The organism is Halomonas sp. GD1P12, from assembly GCF_025725645.1.
GTDB lineage: Bacteria > Pseudomonadota > Gammaproteobacteria > Pseudomonadales > Halomonadaceae > Vreelandella.
In genome coordinates, this window is record NZ_CP107007.1 from 355116 (window position 1) to 371700 (window position 16585).

The following is a 16585-nucleotide window of genomic DNA, read 5'->3' on the forward strand; positions in this document are numbered from 1 at the left end:
AGCTGAAAATCCGCTCAAATGGCGTAAAATGATTATAAAGCGCCATTTTTAGGAAGGAGGGTTGCATGGCTATCACCACAATGTCCGTCGAAGAACGCCGCAATATGAGTGCGTCGGTCATGCGTACCTATCCCAATATTGTCAGGGATTGGCAGCTCAAGGAGCATGACGCCGCACTGTTGCTGGGCGTGCCTGACGCGACCTATCGCCGCTGGAAGCAGGCGCCCGATAAGGCGCGTCTGGATCAGAGCCAGATGGAACGAATGTCCTTGATTCTGGGGATCTACAAAGCGCTACAGATTTTATTGCCGCGTAGTGACGCCGCTGATACCTGGCTGCGCCGTGCTAACCAGAACCCGCTTTTCTCCGGCCAGCCGCCGCTGGATCGACTGCGCAGCGGCCTGGTGTCCGATCTTTATGTGGTCCGACAGCACCTCGACGGTGCACGAGGCGCGGGGCACGCATGAGTTTTACCCGTACGGCCCTGCAGTGGCGGCCCAGTTACCGGGTGGTGCCTTCACGGTTTCCGCCCATCGATTTGTTCGAACGGGTGGCCGAGCCGGACGACTGGTCACTGCTGAACCAGTTGGAGGGAGAAACGTCCGCTCGACTGAGAGAGGAAGCCGGCGCGATTCATATGGTGCCGGCATCGGATCGACGCTACGGCCCGGGATGGACGCCCATCATGGCGGCTTTCTGCCACTTCAGCGGTCAAGGATCACGTTTTAGCAACGGAAGCTTCGGCGTCTATTACTGCGCCCGAACCGAAGCCACGGCGATTGCCGAGACGCGCTATCACATGGAACGGTTCATGAAGGACTCCAATGAGCCCCCAATGCAGCTGCAGCAGCGCGTCTACCTGTCCGATCTTCAGGGCGAACTTTTTGATCTGCGCGATAACCCGGAAGCCGCGCCCCTGTTGAATCCCGAAAGCTGGCAAGCAGGACAGGCGTTTGGTTTGCGTCTTCGAGAAGACGGCGCCGACGGCATCGTATATCCCAGCGTGAGAGAGACGGGCGGTGAATGCGCCGCGGTGTTGCGACCGCCCGTCATGTCGGCCACTCGACAGGGACGCCACTTGGGGTACGAGTGGGACGGCGAGCGGATTCGTCATGTGCTGGAATTGACGTGGGTGAATTGAAAAATCAACATCTTGTTTTGAACCTGCCGGGGCTGCGAACAGCGCCCAGGCGTTTTTCACCGTTTCGTGTCAGAGGGCAGAGCCGCGCGTGCCAAGAACCCAGGAAGAGATTCGTCAGACCAACGTAAAGAACATCCTTCAGGCCGCCGAGCGCTTGTTTGCCGAAAAAGGCTACGCCGGTGCCTCGATGGGTGAAATCGCCGCGCTAGCCGGGCTGCCCAAATCCAACGTGCACTACTACTTTTCGACCAAAAAGGCGCTCTACCAGGAAGTGCTGCTGGCGCTGCTGGAGCTCTGGAAGCAGGATGCGCTGTGCTTCGAGCTCTATGACGACCCCCGCGTGGTGCTTTCCACCTACATTCGCGCCAAGATGAACCACTCGCGCTACCGCGCCCACGGCTCAAAAATATGGGCCATGGAGGTCATGCAGGGCGCGCCCATTCTCGGTAAGCGCCTGCGCGAGAACCTCTTCGATTGGGCCAAGCTGAAAGAGGCCAGGATCAGCGAGTGGGTGAAAACGAAGCAAATCGCCCCGGTGGAGCCGTCGCATCTGCTTTACATGATCTGGGCCTCGACCCAGCACTACGCCGATTTCGACTACCAGATCGGCCTGCTCAACGGCGACCAGCCGCTCGATGACCTGCAGTTCGAAAAGGCGGTACAGACGGTCACCTCGGTGATTTTGCGCGGGATTGGGTTGACGAGCTGAGCCACTCGAATCAAAAGAAGGTGATCGGCATACACGACGAAGGTATGGCATTCATGGAGGGTCAACAGGCTAACCCTTGAATCTTATAATTGAGAAAAACGCTATCATTAATGTCTGTAAGCTGTTTATTGTTATAGGTAAAAATAAAAGATTAGAACAACGGTGTCGGTGATGACTTTTCCAGGGTTCGCTAAAACATGGATTGAATAGCGGCCAGTATTGCTAATAGAGGAATAACGAGTGTTTCTAGCATTGAACGATAGCGAGCATGGCGAGCGAGCCGAAAAGGGAGGGCTATCCAGCGTGGCCTATGAAGCTATCATGCGCATGATTCTCGCGCGCGAACTCTCGGGTGGCGATATCATCCAGGAAAGGCGCTTGGCGGATGAATTGGATATGTCACGTACGCCTGTACGCGAGGCTTTACGACGACTGGAAGCGGAAGGATGGCTGGTAAGGCTAAATGCGCGCACGATTGGCGTTAAAAAGATCGCTATCAATGAATATGTTGCAGCGCTGCAGGTTAGAGAGCTATTGGAACCCGAAGCAGCGTCCCTGGCGGCGACCAAATGCGGTACACCCATGATCAACGAGTGGGCGAAAAAGCTCGATGCTATCAGGTACTCGAAACAGGCCGGCCTCAAGCAGCAATGGGAGTTCGACCAAACACTTCACATGGGAATTGCGCAGGCAACGGGCAACGAGGTGTTGTTCAAAATCATATCGGAACTCAGGAAAACGACGCAGATTTTCGAGAACCAGACCCTGCCCGCTCGTTCTTTTCCTGGCTACGATGCTCACTTGGCGATCATTGAGGCCATCGTGACGGGTGATTCTGATAAAGCACGACAAGCGATGCGGCTCCATTTGCGTGAAACCAGGAAGAATATATTCGAAGCAATCTAATTTTAATTTATCATTAAGGCTCGAATTTGGTGCGTTATACTTTTGGTTAGTAAGCCGCTGAGCTACCCAATTCAAAGCCTTGTAAGACTAAGTAACTTTCTGATCGTTAACTAAACGTGCTTGTGCACAAAATCTGTGCAAATTAATTTTGAAGGCCACTTTTTGATGCAAGAGAGTGAGTGTCTCTTGTGATAAGAGATAGTTGACAGCTGGTATACCACTGGTCTACAAATACATAATAACTTCAAACAGGAACAACTATGAAAAACTCTATGGCGTTTGGAATTGCTTTGTTTACTGCGACTTGCTCAACGTTTTCTTGGGCTGAAACATTGACACTAACGGCGGGTCATTCGGCCAACCTCAGTGAGCCCTATCAGAAAGGGTTGGAGAAGTTCGCCGAGGTTGTCGAGCGAGAAACCAATGGTGAAGTCACGGTGCAAATATTCCCCAATAACCAGTTGGGTAATGAGCGTGAAATGATTGAAGGTGTTCTCATGAACACGCTTGATATCGCTGTACCCACCAATGGTGTGCTGACTAACTTCGTCTCTGAGCTTTCGCTTTTCGATCTGCCTTTCCTGTTTGACGACCGTCAGCATATGTATGAGGTATTGGACGGTGAAGTAGGGAACCGTTTGGCTTCATCGATGCAGGAAAATGGCTTTCGTCTACTGGGTTTTTATGAGGCAGGTGTTCGCCATATCGTGACCCAGGCGCCGGTCAATAGCATCGAAGATCTGGACCGCCAGAGTATTCGGACCATGCAGATTCCGGCACATGTGGCCGCATTCAACGAGTTCGGTGCCAATGCGACGCCACTTGCCTATAGCGAACTCTATGCCGCACTGGAATCGGGCGTAGTAGATGGCGCCGAGGCGGCGTTTACCAACTATCAGGCTCAGCGCTTTTATGAAGTGGCGCCGTATCTTGCTGAAGTGAGCTGGACAACACTAGTGGCGGATCTTGTAATGTCTGAGCAGCGTTTCCAGAGTTTGCCCGAAAACGTACAGCAAGCCTTGTTGGTAGCTGGTCAAGAGTCTGCAGAGTACGAGCGCCAGGTATATGCAGACATGGACGCACGTATTCGCGAGGAGCTTTTGAGTGCGGGTGTCGAGTTCACGCAGCCCGACTTGGCACCTTTTCGCGAGAGATCTCAAGCGGTCTATGACGAGTTTGTCGATACGGACCAAAAACAAGAACTCCTGGATGAGATCGAGCAATTACGTTAACCCATAAAGGGCTATTCATGATTCGTTTGAATAGCCCTGCGTATCGGGAATTAATTATGCCTCCCTTAATGCAATGGGCAGAGCGTCTGCTCCAGTGTGTCCGGCTATTGATATCGGCGTGTGTCATCGTTTTATTTGCCTACATGGTCATTGCGATCTTAACGCTCGTGGCGGGCCGATATATTTTCGACTTTTCCATCGCAGGCGCGGCGGAATCGGCTACCTTCGCTCAGATATGGGTCATCTTTTTGGCCGCCGGACTGGCCATGCGTGAAAGGCTTCACATCGGCGTCGATATTTTATATGAAGCCCTGCCGGACATTCTCAAGCGCGTTACGGCGCTATTGATACTGGTGCTGGGAAGTTGGTTCTTGTGGTTAGCCATTTTGGGTAGTCAGCGGCTATTGCAAATCGGCCAGATGCAAACTTCTTCGGCATTGGGGATCCCCATGTGGATTCCCTATCTCTCTCTGCCTGTAGGGCTAGGCTATTTCTTCCTCGAGTTCTTGATCGCCTACTTAAAGAAAATTTTCTTCAAGACACCGATCGATAACGCAGGGAAAGATAAAAAGGGCGCCACGTCATGATAACGGTCATTTTATTATTCCTGGTGCTTTTGATCCTGGGCGCTCCCATTGTTTTTACCATGGGAGTATCCGCTAGTTTGGTGTTGATGGGAGAGGGCATTCCCAGCAGCATCATTTCACAGCGCCTATTCGCGGGGCTTGATAGTTTTACCATCATGGCAATTCCCTTTTTCGTTCTGTCTGGGCTGTTGATGGAGCGGGGCGGCATTGCTAAACGTATGATCGATTTCGCGACCGCCCTGGTGGGCTGGATTCGCGGCTCGCTACTGCTGGTCTCCGTCGTCTCTGGTACAGGCCTTGCGGCCGTCTCGGGATCAGGGTCTGCCGATACGGCCGCGACAGCGTCACTCATGCTGCCGGAAATGAGACGACGTCGTTACGATATCGATTTCGCTGCCGGATTGATGGCTGCGGCGGGCTCTCTCGGGCCGGTTATACCACCCTCCATCATGATGATCGTTCTGGCATCGGTGGGTAACGTTTCCGTAGGCGATATGTTCATCGCAGGCGTAGTGCCTGGCTTTCTAATGGCTCTCGGTTTATTGCTGGCGGGCTATTTTCATGCTCGTCGTCACGGCGGCGTTTACAGCCAAGTACAGCCTTTCTCTCTTCGCGAACTGGGTAGCACGGCGCTCAAGGCCATTCCGGCGTTTCTGATGCCATTGATCATCATCGGCGGGATCATTGGGGGCGTCTTCACTCCGACCGAAGCAGCCTCGGTGGCTGTGGCGACGGGGCTACTGGTGGGGCTTCTGATCTATCGTGAGCTCAAGCTGCGCGATTTGCCTGGACTGATATTGCGGGCCGCCAGTATCTCAGCGTCCGTGATGATGATTATCGCCGTAGCCAACATCTTTTCCTGGCTGGTAGCTCGAGAGGGGGTGCCTCAGCTACTGGTAGAGTTTCTGCAGTCCGTATCCGATAACCCTCTGATTTTTCTGGCTATGCTCAATGTCGGACTGATCTTTATCGGAATGTTCATGGAAAGCATTGCCGCGATACTGATTTTGGTACCAGTACTCATGCCGGTAGCTCAGAGCTATGGCATCGACCCACTGCATTTAGGGGTCGTCATCATCATCAACCTTTCTATCGGCATGGTCACGCCGCCGTATGGCATCACGTTATTCGTGGCCAGCAGCATCGCCCAGCGTCCGATCATGCGTGTGGCTTCAAAAATCGTTCTGCCGCTGAGCTTCATGATCGCCGTGCTCCTGCTCGTGACTTACGTGCCTTATATCGTAACCGCCTTACCTGATTTTTTTAGAACCCGTTAACGTTGAGTCGGAGATTCAAATGTCGCAGTTCGCTGGTACTTATAGTGTGCTCATCACCCCGTTCGATGACGATTTGAACGTAGATGTCGAAAGATTGCGCTCTTTTATTGATTGGCAGATCGAGCAGGGTATCCATGGCTTGATTCCTCTCGGGAGTACCGGGGAGTTCCTCTCGATGACGGATGAGGAGCGCCGCCTGGTGGCCAAGACCGTTATCGATCAGACCGCTGGTCGCGTGCCCGTACTGGTGGGCACCGGGGCGGAAAACACGAATGATGTGGTTCGTTATAGCCGCGAGGCCGAAGAGCTGGGTGCCGATGGCTTGATGATTATCCCGCCGTTCTATAGCTGCCCGACGGAAGACGAGCTTTACCATCATTACAAGCAGGTGTCGGATGCCGTTTCACTGCCGATCATGATCTACAACAACCCTAATGCGGCGAATGTGGATATGCAGCCCGAAACGGTTGCCAGACTCGCCGAGATCGAGAACGTGGCGTATATCAAGGAGTCCACGCTCGAGATAACCCGAGTGCGCGACATCCTGAGACTCTGCGGCGACAAGATTGGCGTGTTCGGCGGCGTGCTGGGCTTCGAATCCTACGTGGAAGGTGCGATCGGCTGGGTAGCGGTGGGCTCCAATGTGATGCCTGCCGAATTCGCTGACCTTTATACGGCAACGGTCGTGGAAAAGGATCTGGATCGCGCCCGAGAGGTGTATCACCGCATCCTTCCCGTTATCGATTTCGTCTTTGGCCATCGCTACGTATCGGGCACCAAAGCGTTGCTTGAGTCGATGGGTAAAAGCGTTGGTCACCCTCGCCCGCCACGGCTGCCTTCGCCCGCCGAAGACAAGGCGTGGGCGGATCGCATCGTTCGCACTCTTTCGCTGAAGTAAGGGATCGATATGGACGCGCTGGGACGAAAGGTGGTCAGGAAGGCACCAGAGGTTACCTTCACTTTCGAAGGTAAACAGCTAAGCGCTCTGAAGGGTCAGAGTCTGGCCTCGGCCCTCGTGGGTGCCGGCTATTTGTCTCAGCGCGAGGGTCGCCTGGGCGCTAAGCACGGCCACTACTGCGGTATGGGGGCGTGTTTCGAGTGCCTGGTCAACGTGGACGGGCGTCATGGCGTGCGTGCGTGCATGACACCGGTTCAGGAAGGACTGGTGGTCAAGCATCATCCCTACAAAAGCCCCCTTGTTTACGAGCCAGCCGAGCCGGCACCGTTCAAAACCTCGCACGAGCGCGTGACGACCGATGTGCTGGTCATCGGCGCGGGCCCCGCCGGTCTGCAGGCGGCGCTCTCGGCCCGACAGACCAGCGCAGATGTTCTTTTGATTGATGAGCGCGCAAGCCTTGGCGGCCAGTATTTCAAGCAGCTCTCACCGGCCTATACAACGGCAAAGGGCATCGCACCCGATAAACAAATGCAGGCAGGTCGGTCGCTGATAGAGACGTTAGTAAAAGCTGATGTAAAGCCTTGGCATAACACGCTCGTTTGGGGCGCGTTTCGAGAGCATCCCGACCAGATACAGATCGGCGTTGAACGAGAGGGTGTCGCTTTGATTATCGAGCCCCGGGCCGTTGTTATCGCGACCGGTGCCACCGAACGGCCGTATCCCGTGCCTGGCTGGACACTGCCCGGCGTCATGACCACGGGAGGGTTGCAAACCCTGCTACGTTCCTATCGAACGGCGCCCCCGGGGCCCGTACTGGTCGCTGGTAACGGGCCACTCAATCTACAGGTTGCTGCAGAGCTGGTCTCTGCAGGCGTGGAAGTGGCGGGCGTTGTGGAAAGCGCCAAGCTCACGTCCCCGACCGCGCTTGCTCAAACGGGTCAAGCGACGCGTCACGCGCCTACGTTGATAGGTGCCGGGCTTGGCTACCTGCTGACGCTCAAACGAGCCCGTGTCCCCATTTTCGATGGCTACACGGTCGCGGCGATCGAAGGGGATGGCGAGGTCGAAAGCGTGGTTCTCGCCCCGGTAACCTCGACAGGGGAGCTTGGCGAATCGACCCGACGCCTTCGGGTGAAAGCGATAGGTCTTGGATACGGTTTTCAACCGCAGGCCGAAATTGGTCGGCTGCTGGGTGTCGAACATTTCTATGCGCCCGCCATGGCCTCTGTTACCAAAGTGCTTTCGGCAGATAGGGCGCAAGACGGTAGCTGCAATGTGCCCGGCGTTTTCATCGCCGGTGAGGCGGGTGGCTTTGGCGGTGCTCAGCTGGCGCTTGCCCAAGGCGCGCTGGCGGGAGCCGCCGCCGCCAAACACTGTGGCTATCAGGTGAGCGAAGACCTTGCGAGCTGGCATGCGCAGCAGCGAAAGCATCGACGCTTTCAAAAAGCACTTTGGAGTGCCTTTGCCTCTCCCTTGAAGCCGTTGGCGGGGCTTACCGACGAGACGGTCGTTTGTCGCTGCGAAGGTATTACGGCCGGCGATATTCTTGCCGGGCGCGAAGCCTGTAGTGATGTGGCCTCCATCAAGCGCCAGACCCGAGCCGGCATGGGGCGTTGCCAGGGGCGGTACTGCGCCGCGACGGTCAATCTTCTTATCGCCAGCGATAGAAAAGGTAGCCAGTTCGACCTGCCGGCTCCGCAGAATCCAATCAAGCCCGTTGCCATCGGTGCTCTGGCCATCGAGAAGGGTGAGTGGGCCGGACACCGACGCGTAGAGACACCGAGGGCATCGGTTCATCATGAGACTGCCACCTCACAGCCAACCATCGAGGTCGATGTGCTGGTGATCGGCGCTGGTGTAGCGGGAAGTTCGACCGCAATGTCCCTTGCCCGTCAGGGCGTCGAGGTAGCGGTGCTGGATCGCGGATTGCCCAATGGCGAAGCCTCGGGCGGTAACGCGGGCAGTCTGCACGTTCAATTGCTGTCGTTCGATTTCGGAAAAAAGGCCGAAGGTGGTGGCGGGCCTGCCGCCAGCACGCTACCACTGCAACAGGCGAGTACCTCACTTTGGGAAACGTTGGCCGGTGAGCTCGATGGTGACATTGAATTCAAACGCAGCGGCGGTCTCATGGTGGCGGAAAACGAAACACAGCTGCGCTTTTTGGAACGTAAAGCGGCGCTCGAACGCTCGCTGGGTATCGACACCCGGATCATTGAGCGTGCCGATGTCGAGCGCAAACTGCCCGCTATTTCAAAGGCTGTGATCGGTGGGGCGTGGTGCGCTGAGGAGGGCAAGATCAATCCTCTATTGGCGACGCCGGCTCTGGTCCGGGCGGGCACCCTGGCCGGAGCGCACTTTTACACCGGCGAGGCGGTACAGACGATCGAGCGAGTCAACGGGAAATGGCAGGTCGGTACCCAAAGCGGGCGTATCTATCGCGCTTCTCGGGTCGTCAATGCGGCTGGTGCCTGGGCGGGCGACATAGGCAAGTTGGCGGGAATAAACGTGCCGGTACATGCGGCGCCGTTGCAGATGATTGTCACCGAGGCGGCGGAGCCGGTCGTGGATATGCTTCTTGCCCACGCCGATCGACACCTAACGCTCAAGCAGGCGGCGAACGGCAATGTCATTATCGGCGGCGGCTGGCCTGCAGGTCTCAGCATTCCTTTTGGGTATCAGCGTCCGTTGCTCGATAGTATCGAAGGCAACTTGTGGGTAGCGCGGCACGTGCTCCCGGCCCTGGGCCAACTGCGTGTACTGCGTAGCTGGGCGGCGATCAATATCAATATCGATGGTGCACCGATTCTGGGAGAGGCACCGCAACTTCCCGGTTTTTATAATGCAGTGACGTCCAATGGTTTTACCCTGGGGCCTCTGGTGGGTCAGATCACGGCGGATCTGATCACGCGTGGAAAAAGCGATTGGAACCTCGCGCCTTTCTCTTTGCAGCGCTTTGAAGGGCAGAACATTTCGTGACGGCAGTAACTGCTGCCACGCAGCGCCCGCTTCGTGGCATTGCCTGCATGCTGGCGGCCGCGGCGCTGTTCGTTGCCATGGACTCGCTCGCCAAATACCTGGGTGATCGTTACTCCCCCGTACAGCTGGCGTGGTCACGCTACAGCGTGCATTTGATCGTGCTGGTACTGTTGCTTGCCTTGATGGGACGACTCAACCGTACCGATCTTGCAAGTCAGGCGCCCTGGGGGCAGTTAGGGCGAGGACTACTGCTGCTTGGTGCCACGATATTTGCCTATCTCTCTGTTCGTGTGCTGCCGCTTACGCAAGTCTATGTCGTCAATTTCAGCTCGCCGCTTATCGTCACGCTATTGGCAATACCGCTTTTGAACGAACGTGTTGGTTTTAAACGCGTTCTGGCGGTTGTGGGCGGCTTTTCGGGCGTATTGATTGCCGTGCAACCCGACGCGGGGGGCTTGAGCAGCGAGCTTTTGCTACCCGTAGCCATGGCGGTTTGCTTTGCGCTTTATCAATTGGCAACACGGTACTTCGCCGCCCAGGATTCAGCGCTGATCTCGCTGCTTTATACCGCCGCTGCCGGCGGCGTCGTATGCACACTGGCGGTGCCTTTTTTCTGGGTGCCCATTCAGCATCAGGATATCGCTTTGTTCGTCATGATCGGCGTGTTGGGGGCGTTGAGTCATTTTGCATTGATCGAAGCCATGCGCTCGGCGTCGGCTTCGCTGGTCTCTCCCTTTTTATATTCCCAACTGATCTGGGCCACCTTCATTGGCTACTGGTTTTTCGGCGACTATCCCACAAAAGCGACATTTGTCGGGGCAGGGATCGTCGCCTTGGCAGGCGGTTATCTCATTATCAATGAGCGTCATCGACACTAAACGAAGAGGAGATTTGCATGAGCGAGCAATCCAAAACAGTGCGTATGTTCGTCAATGGACAGGCAATGTCAGGCGGCAGTATCAATTTTGCGTTGAAGGATGCGAAGTTTCTTGGAGCTACCAGTACCGCTGCCAGGTACCGCTTTTACTCCGTACGTGACGAGTTTCCGGGCCTATGGCCTGTCGAGCAGGGTGGACAATCGATTCCGGGTGAGCTTTACGAAGTGACTTACGCACAACTTCGGGATTCATTACTTCCTAACGAACCCACCGAGCTGGAGCTGGGAGTGATCGAAATGGAAGACGGTAGCGGTTCGTTGAGCATGAAAATGCGAGCTGAGGAAATCGAGGCTGAGGGGGTGGTGGATATTACCAATGAGGGGGGATGGCTCAAATACCTTGCCCGAAAGGCATAACGACGCGTTGATCGAGCAGCGATAGGGCACTCATTGGTTCAAGGCGCTCATTTCACTAGTAAAGGCACTTTTTTCATGACTGGATTCGATTTGATCATCCGTAACGGAACCGTGGTCACTGCAAGCGATACCATGCGCTGCGATGTGGGGATTCGAAACGGCAAGATAGTGGCTCTGGCGGAGTCGCTGGATTCGGCCGAGCGCGAAATCGACGCAACCGGTTTGCTGGTCATGCCGGGCGGTATCGATAGCCATGTGCATCTGGCCCAACCGACAAGCGATGGCAGCGTCATGGCAGACGATTTCGAGTCTGGAACCCGCTCGGCGGCCTGTGGGGGGAATACGACGGTCATCGCCTTTTCGCTTCAAGAGCGGGGGGCGTCACTGCTCGAGTCGGTCAAGGCGCACCATCAGCGTGCGGCGGACAAGTGCTATATCGACTATGCGCTGCACGCCATCATTACCGACCCGACCGTTCAGGCGCTCGAGCAGGATTTACCGCAAGTGGTCCAGGAGGGAGTCTCATCGGTCAAGATTTTCATGACTTACCAGGATATGGCGTTGAACGACGCCGAAATATTCAAGGTCATGGAGGCAACGCGGCGTGAAGGTGCGCTGACCATGGTTCACGCGGAGAATTTCGACGCGATCCAGCAGATGACCGAGCGTCTTGAAAAGGCTGGCCAGAACGGCCCGCGCGGCCATGCCGAATCTCGGCCTATCGTGGTCGAACGCGAAGCGACCCATCGCGCGATCAGTTTTGCCGAGCTTGTGGATGTCCCACTGTTCGTCGTTCACGTTTCCGGTGGAGATGTGATCGAGCAGATCGAGTGGGCCAAGCGTCGTGGTCTGCCCATCTACGCCGAAACGTGTCCGCAGTATCTCACGCTTACCGCAGACGATCTGGATAAAGCCAACATGGAAGGGAGCAAGTACGTATGCAGCCCGCCGCCCCGAGACAAGGCTAATCAAAAAGCTTGTTGGGATGCGCTGTCCAGAGACGTTTTTTCGACCTTCACGTCAGATCACTGCCCGTTCATCCATGAAAGCGAGACTGGCAAAAAAAAACCGGGCGCGGATGCCAGCTTCAAATATGTGCCCAACGGGATACCCGGCGTGGAAACGCGCCTCCCAATACTCTTTGGCAAAGGTGTCAGCGAAGGGCGTATCAGCCTGAACCAATTTGTGGCCTTGTCGGCAACGAATCATGCCAAGGTGTATGGAATGTATCCCCGCAAGGGCACCATCGCCATCGGGTCGGACGCTGATATTGCACTCTGGGATCCTGAGAAGCGCGTCACGCTTTCGCAATCCATGCTTAACCATAACTGCGACTACACACCTTACGAGGGCATGGAGCTGAAAGGCTATCCCGTCACCGTAATTTCTAATGGTGAGATAGTGGCAGAAAACGGCCGCCCGGTGGGTAGCGCGGGTAAAGGCACGTTTATCCCCCGAGGTGTATCGAGCCTGATTCCTGATCGAAAAAAACCCTGATGTTGGCAACAAGGTCGGTGTTGCGAAGCGCTGACTCATTTAGTCTACGCTAAAGAGCATTCAGCCCCGTCGGCCACGCGGCGGGGCGCTTGATCGGCAAGGATGTCCATGAGTGTTTCCTCCGCGACGGTGCCACAGCGCGCCAATATTTTTCTTGGCGCCGCCCTGGCGTTTCTGACCACCATGATGGGCACTACACTGCCTACGCCGCTCTACCCCATGTATCAACAGACGATGGGCTTTTCGCAGCTGATGGTCACGGTGATTTTTGCCGTCTACGCGGCGGGGGTGATCGCGGCGCTGCTGATCGCCGGGCGCTGGTCGGATCAGTTGGGACGGCGGCCGATGCTTTTGGCGGGGCTGGCGCTGTCGGCGATCAGTGATCTGGTCTTTTTACAGGCTGGCGGCGTGGGCGCGCTGCTGGCGGGGCGCGTGTTGTCCGGGCTGTCGGCGGGCATCTTCACCGCCACGGCTACGCTTGCGGTGATGGAGCTGGTTCCGCCGGGCTGGCAGCGCGCTGGCACGCTGGTGGCCACCGCCGCCAACATGGGCGGGCTGGGGCTCGGACCCATGGTGGCCGGGTCACTGGCCTCCCTTTTCGCCGCGCCAATGGTCGTGCCGTTCGGCGCTCATTTCGTGCTGGTGCTGGTGGCCGTTGCCTGTATCTGGCGCGCGCCGGAAACGGTCGAGCGCCCGGCGCGGCCTCGGCTAAGCGTGCAAAAGCCCGGCGTTCCGGCGACGGTGCGTCCGGTATTCATTCCGGCGGCCATCGCTGCCTTTGCCGGCTTCATGGTGTGCGGCTTTTATACCGCCGCTTCGCCGGCGTTTCTCGGCCAAGTGCTGGGCTATAGCCATCCGGCGTTGGTGGGTCTCGTGGCGGGGCTGGTGTTCATCGCCTCCACGGTGGGGCAAATGATGCAGGGGCGCCTGCCCGAATCTTCACGCTTGCCCAGCGGCTGCGCGGTGCTGCTGGCCGGCGTGCTGGTCGTTGCCTGGGGCATGGTGGAGGAGCAGCTCGCCGGGTTCGTGCTGGGGGCGGTGGTCGCCGGTATCGGCCAGGGCATCGCCTTTCGCGCCGGGCTCGGTGCAATATCGGCGGCCAGCACCTCGAAGGAGCGCTCCGCGGTGGTCTCCACCTTCTTCGTCATCGCGTACGTGGCGATCTCGCTGCCGGTGGTGGGCATCGGGCTCATGAGTAGCGTGGCCAGCCTGAAGACCACCGCGCTGACGTTCGACCTGGCCGTGGCGGCGCTTTGCTGCGTGTCGCTAGCGCTGCTGTATCGTCGCAAGTCGGCCTGAGACTCTGGCTGAAATAGGACGCAGCGTGTCGAGGCCAGCGGCTTATTCAAGGTGTATCTCGCCCCGACCCACCCGCACTGCACCGCCGCCGACTTTAATCAGTTCGCCGGCCATGGCGGTTTCGATCACGCTGGGCCGGCCCATTTCCACGCCCTGATGAATGATGCAGTGCCGCGTCTCGCTACGGCATGCCAGGTAGCCGGTGAGCGCCGCGGCGGCGCTGCCGGTGGCGGCGTCTTCGCACAGGCCGTGCTCGCGGCAGAACATACGGGCGCGCAGCACGGTCTCGGTATCGCTTGCCGACTCGACGCTGTACAGATACACCTGCTCGACGCCGCTGGGCGTAACGAGACGTGCCCAGTCAACGGCGGAAAGGCGTATCTGCGCCAGGGTCGCCGGATCATCGACTTCGATGAGATGAAATGCCAGCCCGCAGCAGGCGACTACCGGCGCGCCGACCACCTGGTGCGCCTCGAGCCCCAATAGCGCCGCCGCTGACGAGGCGTCCAGCGTGCTCGGGTGGATCCGGGCGGGGCGGGCAGTGATGAAGGAGACCTTGCCATCCGCGAACGCGACGGGCAGTTCGCCCACCGGCGGTTCGAGAATCAGCGGTGTATCGCGTGTCACCATCCCGAGCTCGGCCAGAAGCCAGGCGGTGCCCACCGCGGGGTGCCCGGCAAAGTCGAGCTCCTCGGTCGGCGTGAAGATGCGCATGGGGTAATGGTTGGCGGCGCGGGCACTGCCCAGAAACACTGTTTCCGCCAGGTTGAGCTCCCGGGCGATGGCCTGGCAGGTGGCGGTGTCCAGTCCGTCAGCGTTCAGAAAGACCGCCAGCTGGTTGCCGGTAAAGGGGGTGTCGGTGAAGACATCCAGCAGGTGATACTCGGCGCGGTTCATGGGGCTCCTTATCGCATGTGGCAGGTGGTCAGAAGGTTTTGCGGTTCGCCTGGCGGGCCTGGGCGCGGCTGATGCCGATATCCTTGAGCAGGCGATCATCGAGGGCCAGCAGTTGGAGCCGGCTGCGGCGGCGTTCCTGGTAGCGACGTAAGCGCTGGCGAAGGCGAGCAAGACTGAAACGAGCCATGAGGAGTCCTCCGGTAAGTGGCCCCTCCAGATTACCCAGCGCGTGGTTTGCCATACAGATATAGAAAAAGCTATTTTAAAAATACAGATAGGCGATTTTAAGCCGTCGTAGGGCGATTTATGGGGTCAACTGTATGGTGCCGAAAAAGGAAACGCCATGACGCGCTATGAAGAGGTGGCCGCTGTATTGCGCGAGCGCATCGAACACGGAATCTACCGCCCGGGGGACCGGCTGCCCTCCATTCGCGCGGTCTGCCAGGAGATGGCGGTCAGTATCTCGACCGCCCAGGAAGCGTATCGCCAGCTGATGGACGCGGCGCTGATCGAATCGCGCCCGAAGTCGGGCTACTTCGTGCTGGCCGGCCGGGCACCAATGGTGTTGCCATCGGTATCGCGCCCGGCCCAGCGGCCGCTGGACGTCTCCCAATGGGATCAGGTGCTCGAGCTGTTGGCCACCCAGCGCGACGATGCGCGGTTGCTGCTGGGCCGCGGGGTGCCCAACGTCGACTACGCGACGCTCAAGCCGTTGGCGAAGATGCTGGGCGGTTTGCACCGCGATACCGAGCTCAGCTTCAACTACGACACGCTCATCGGCAGCCCCGAACTTCGCCAGCAGGTGGCACGCCTTGCCGTGGGATCAAACTGCCTGCTGCACCCGGACGACATCCTGATCACCACGGGCTGCCAGGAGGCGCTGGCGATTGCGCTGCGCACCCTGACCCAACCCGGCGACGTGGTCGCGGTCGATTCACCGAGCTTCTACGGCACCATGCAGATTCTCAAGGCCAACGGCCTGAAGGCGCTCGAGATTCCCACCGACCCGCAAACCGGCATCAGCCTGGAAGCGCTGGAACTGGCGCTGGAGCAGTGGCCGATCCGCGCGATTCAGATCACGCCCACCTTCAACAATCCGCTGGGCTACACCATGCCCGCCGAGCGCAAGCGCGCGCTCTTTCAACTCGCCCAGCGCTTCGACGTGGCCATCGTCGAGGACGACATCTACGGCGATCTGTCGTTTAGCCAGCCCCGGCCGCCGACCATCAAATCCTTCGACGACGATGGCCGGGTGCTGCTCGCCAGCGGCTTTTCCAAAACGCTGGTGCCGGGGCTTCGAATCGGCTGGCTGGCGCCGGGGCGCTACCGCGACCAGGCGCTGCATATGAAGTACGTCTCCACCGGTGCCTCGGCCACGCTACCCCAGCAGGCGGTGGCGCAGTTCATCGCCAAGGGCCATTTCGATCGCCACCTGCGCCATGCAACGCGCCAGTATCAGCGCCAACGCGATGTCATGATCGGCTGGGTGCAACGCTACTTTCCGAAAGGCACGGGCATCAGCTACCCCCAGGGCGGCTTTATACTCTGGGTCGAGCTGCCCGCCGCGGTGGACTGCGTGCGCCTTAACGAGCGCCTGGCCGAGCATCAGCTTCACGTGGCGCCAGGCTCGCTGTTCTCCGCCTCCGGCAAGTTTCGCCAGTGTTTGCGGCTGAACTACGACTTTACCCTGACGCCGGAAATCGAAGCGGCGGTGCGCACGGTGGGCGAGTTGGCGAAGGTGATGGTGGACGAAATGCGAGCGCCGCTGGGCTGAGGGAGCAGTACCTGGATCGTGGTGCTGGCGGCGGCGAGCGCACCTGGCCGCGGGAGAGCGGTAATGACAAACTCATCGAGTAGCGGGCAGCAGGCGGG

At 58.1% G+C, this 16585-nt stretch carries 16 protein-coding genes; 14 read left to right on the forward strand and 2 right to left on the reverse strand.

Annotation, left to right across the window (positions count from 1 at the left end; all coding sequences use genetic code 11):
• Nucleotides 1–65 precede the first annotated feature (65 nt).
• The 13 genes from OCT39_RS01730 (at nucleotide 66) to OCT39_RS01790 (ending at nucleotide 13816) form a co-directional block, all read left to right on the forward strand.
• Nucleotides 66–467, forward strand: coding sequence for an antitoxin Xre-like helix-turn-helix domain-containing protein (locus OCT39_RS01730; protein ID WP_263585985.1), 402 nt, complete (start codon nucleotides 66–68; stop codon nucleotides 465–467).
• Nucleotides 464–1141, forward strand: coding sequence for an RES family NAD+ phosphorylase (locus OCT39_RS01735; RefSeq protein ID WP_263585986.1), 678 nt, complete (start codon nucleotides 464–466; stop codon nucleotides 1139–1141). Before OCT39_RS01730 ends, OCT39_RS01735 begins: the two co-directional genes overlap by 4 nt.
• Before the next feature lie 88 nt (nucleotides 1142–1229).
• Nucleotides 1230–1850, forward strand: a complete 621-nt coding sequence (locus tag OCT39_RS01740; RefSeq protein WP_263585987.1) for a TetR/AcrR family transcriptional regulator — start codon at nucleotides 1230–1232, stop codon at nucleotides 1848–1850.
• Between the two features lie 240 nt (nucleotides 1851–2090).
• On the forward strand, nucleotides 2091–2756 hold the full coding sequence (locus OCT39_RS01745) for a GntR family transcriptional regulator (protein ID WP_263585988.1): 666 nt from the start codon (nucleotides 2091–2093) through the stop codon (nucleotides 2754–2756).
• A gap of 260 nt (nucleotides 2757–3016) precedes the next feature.
• Nucleotides 3017–3988, forward strand: coding sequence for a TRAP transporter substrate-binding protein (locus OCT39_RS01750; protein WP_263585989.1), 972 nt, complete (start codon nucleotides 3017–3019; stop codon nucleotides 3986–3988).
• Nucleotides 3989–4005: 17 nt separating this feature from the next.
• Nucleotides 4006–4575, forward strand: coding sequence for a TRAP transporter small permease (locus tag OCT39_RS01755; RefSeq protein ID WP_263585990.1), 570 nt, complete (start codon nucleotides 4006–4008; stop codon nucleotides 4573–4575).
• The gene (locus OCT39_RS01760; protein ID WP_263585991.1) at nucleotides 4572–5852 is read left to right on the forward strand and encodes a TRAP transporter large permease; all 1281 of its coding nucleotides are present in this window, start codon (nucleotides 4572–4574) and stop codon (nucleotides 5850–5852) included. Before OCT39_RS01755 ends, OCT39_RS01760 begins: the two co-directional genes overlap by 4 nt.
• A 19-nt stretch (nucleotides 5853–5871) precedes the next feature.
• A complete protein-coding gene (dapA, locus tag OCT39_RS01765; protein WP_263585992.1) occupies nucleotides 5872–6750 on the forward strand; it encodes a 4-hydroxy-tetrahydrodipicolinate synthase in 879 nt (292 codons plus the stop codon).
• A 9-nt stretch (nucleotides 6751–6759) separates the two neighbouring features.
• On the forward strand, nucleotides 6760–9726 hold the full coding sequence (locus tag OCT39_RS01770) for an FAD-dependent oxidoreductase (protein WP_263585993.1): 2967 nt from the start codon (nucleotides 6760–6762) through the stop codon (nucleotides 9724–9726).
• Nucleotides 9723–10604, forward strand: a complete 882-nt coding sequence (locus OCT39_RS01775; RefSeq protein WP_263585994.1) for a DMT family transporter — start codon at nucleotides 9723–9725, stop codon at nucleotides 10602–10604. The genes OCT39_RS01770 and OCT39_RS01775 overlap by 4 nt, the downstream gene beginning before the upstream one ends.
• A gap of 17 nt (nucleotides 10605–10621) precedes the next feature.
• The gene (locus OCT39_RS01780; protein WP_263585995.1) at nucleotides 10622–11020 is read left to right on the forward strand and encodes a gamma-glutamylcyclotransferase; all 399 of its coding nucleotides are present in this window, start codon (nucleotides 10622–10624) and stop codon (nucleotides 11018–11020) included.
• A gap of 75 nt (nucleotides 11021–11095) precedes the next feature.
• Nucleotides 11096–12517, forward strand: coding sequence for a dihydropyrimidinase (gene hydA, locus OCT39_RS01785; protein ID WP_263585996.1), 1422 nt, complete (start codon nucleotides 11096–11098; stop codon nucleotides 12515–12517).
• Between the two features lie 108 nt (nucleotides 12518–12625).
• Nucleotides 12626–13816, forward strand: a complete 1191-nt coding sequence (locus tag OCT39_RS01790; protein ID WP_263585997.1) for an MFS transporter — start codon at nucleotides 12626–12628, stop codon at nucleotides 13814–13816.
• 42 nt (nucleotides 13817–13858) lie between these two features.
• Here the strand turns inward: OCT39_RS01790 and OCT39_RS01795 are convergent, their stop codons facing one another.
• Together OCT39_RS01795 and OCT39_RS01800 are read right to left on the reverse strand one after the other, a co-directional pair.
• Complete coding sequence (locus OCT39_RS01795; protein ID WP_263585998.1) at nucleotides 13859–14713, reverse strand: PhzF family phenazine biosynthesis protein; 855 nt, start codon at nucleotides 14711–14713, stop codon at nucleotides 13859–13861.
• A gap of 28 nt (nucleotides 14714–14741) precedes the next feature.
• Entirely contained in the window at nucleotides 14742–14900 is a 159-nt protein-coding gene (locus OCT39_RS01800) for a DUF1127 domain-containing protein (protein WP_263585999.1), read from the reverse strand.
• Nucleotides 14901–15056: 156 nt separating this feature from the next.
• On the opposite strand from OCT39_RS01800, the gene OCT39_RS01805 reads away from it, so the two are divergent.
• Nucleotides 15057–16487, forward strand: a complete 1431-nt coding sequence (locus OCT39_RS01805; RefSeq protein WP_263586000.1) for a PLP-dependent aminotransferase family protein — start codon at nucleotides 15057–15059, stop codon at nucleotides 16485–16487.
• Nucleotides 16488–16585 lie beyond the last annotated feature (98 nt).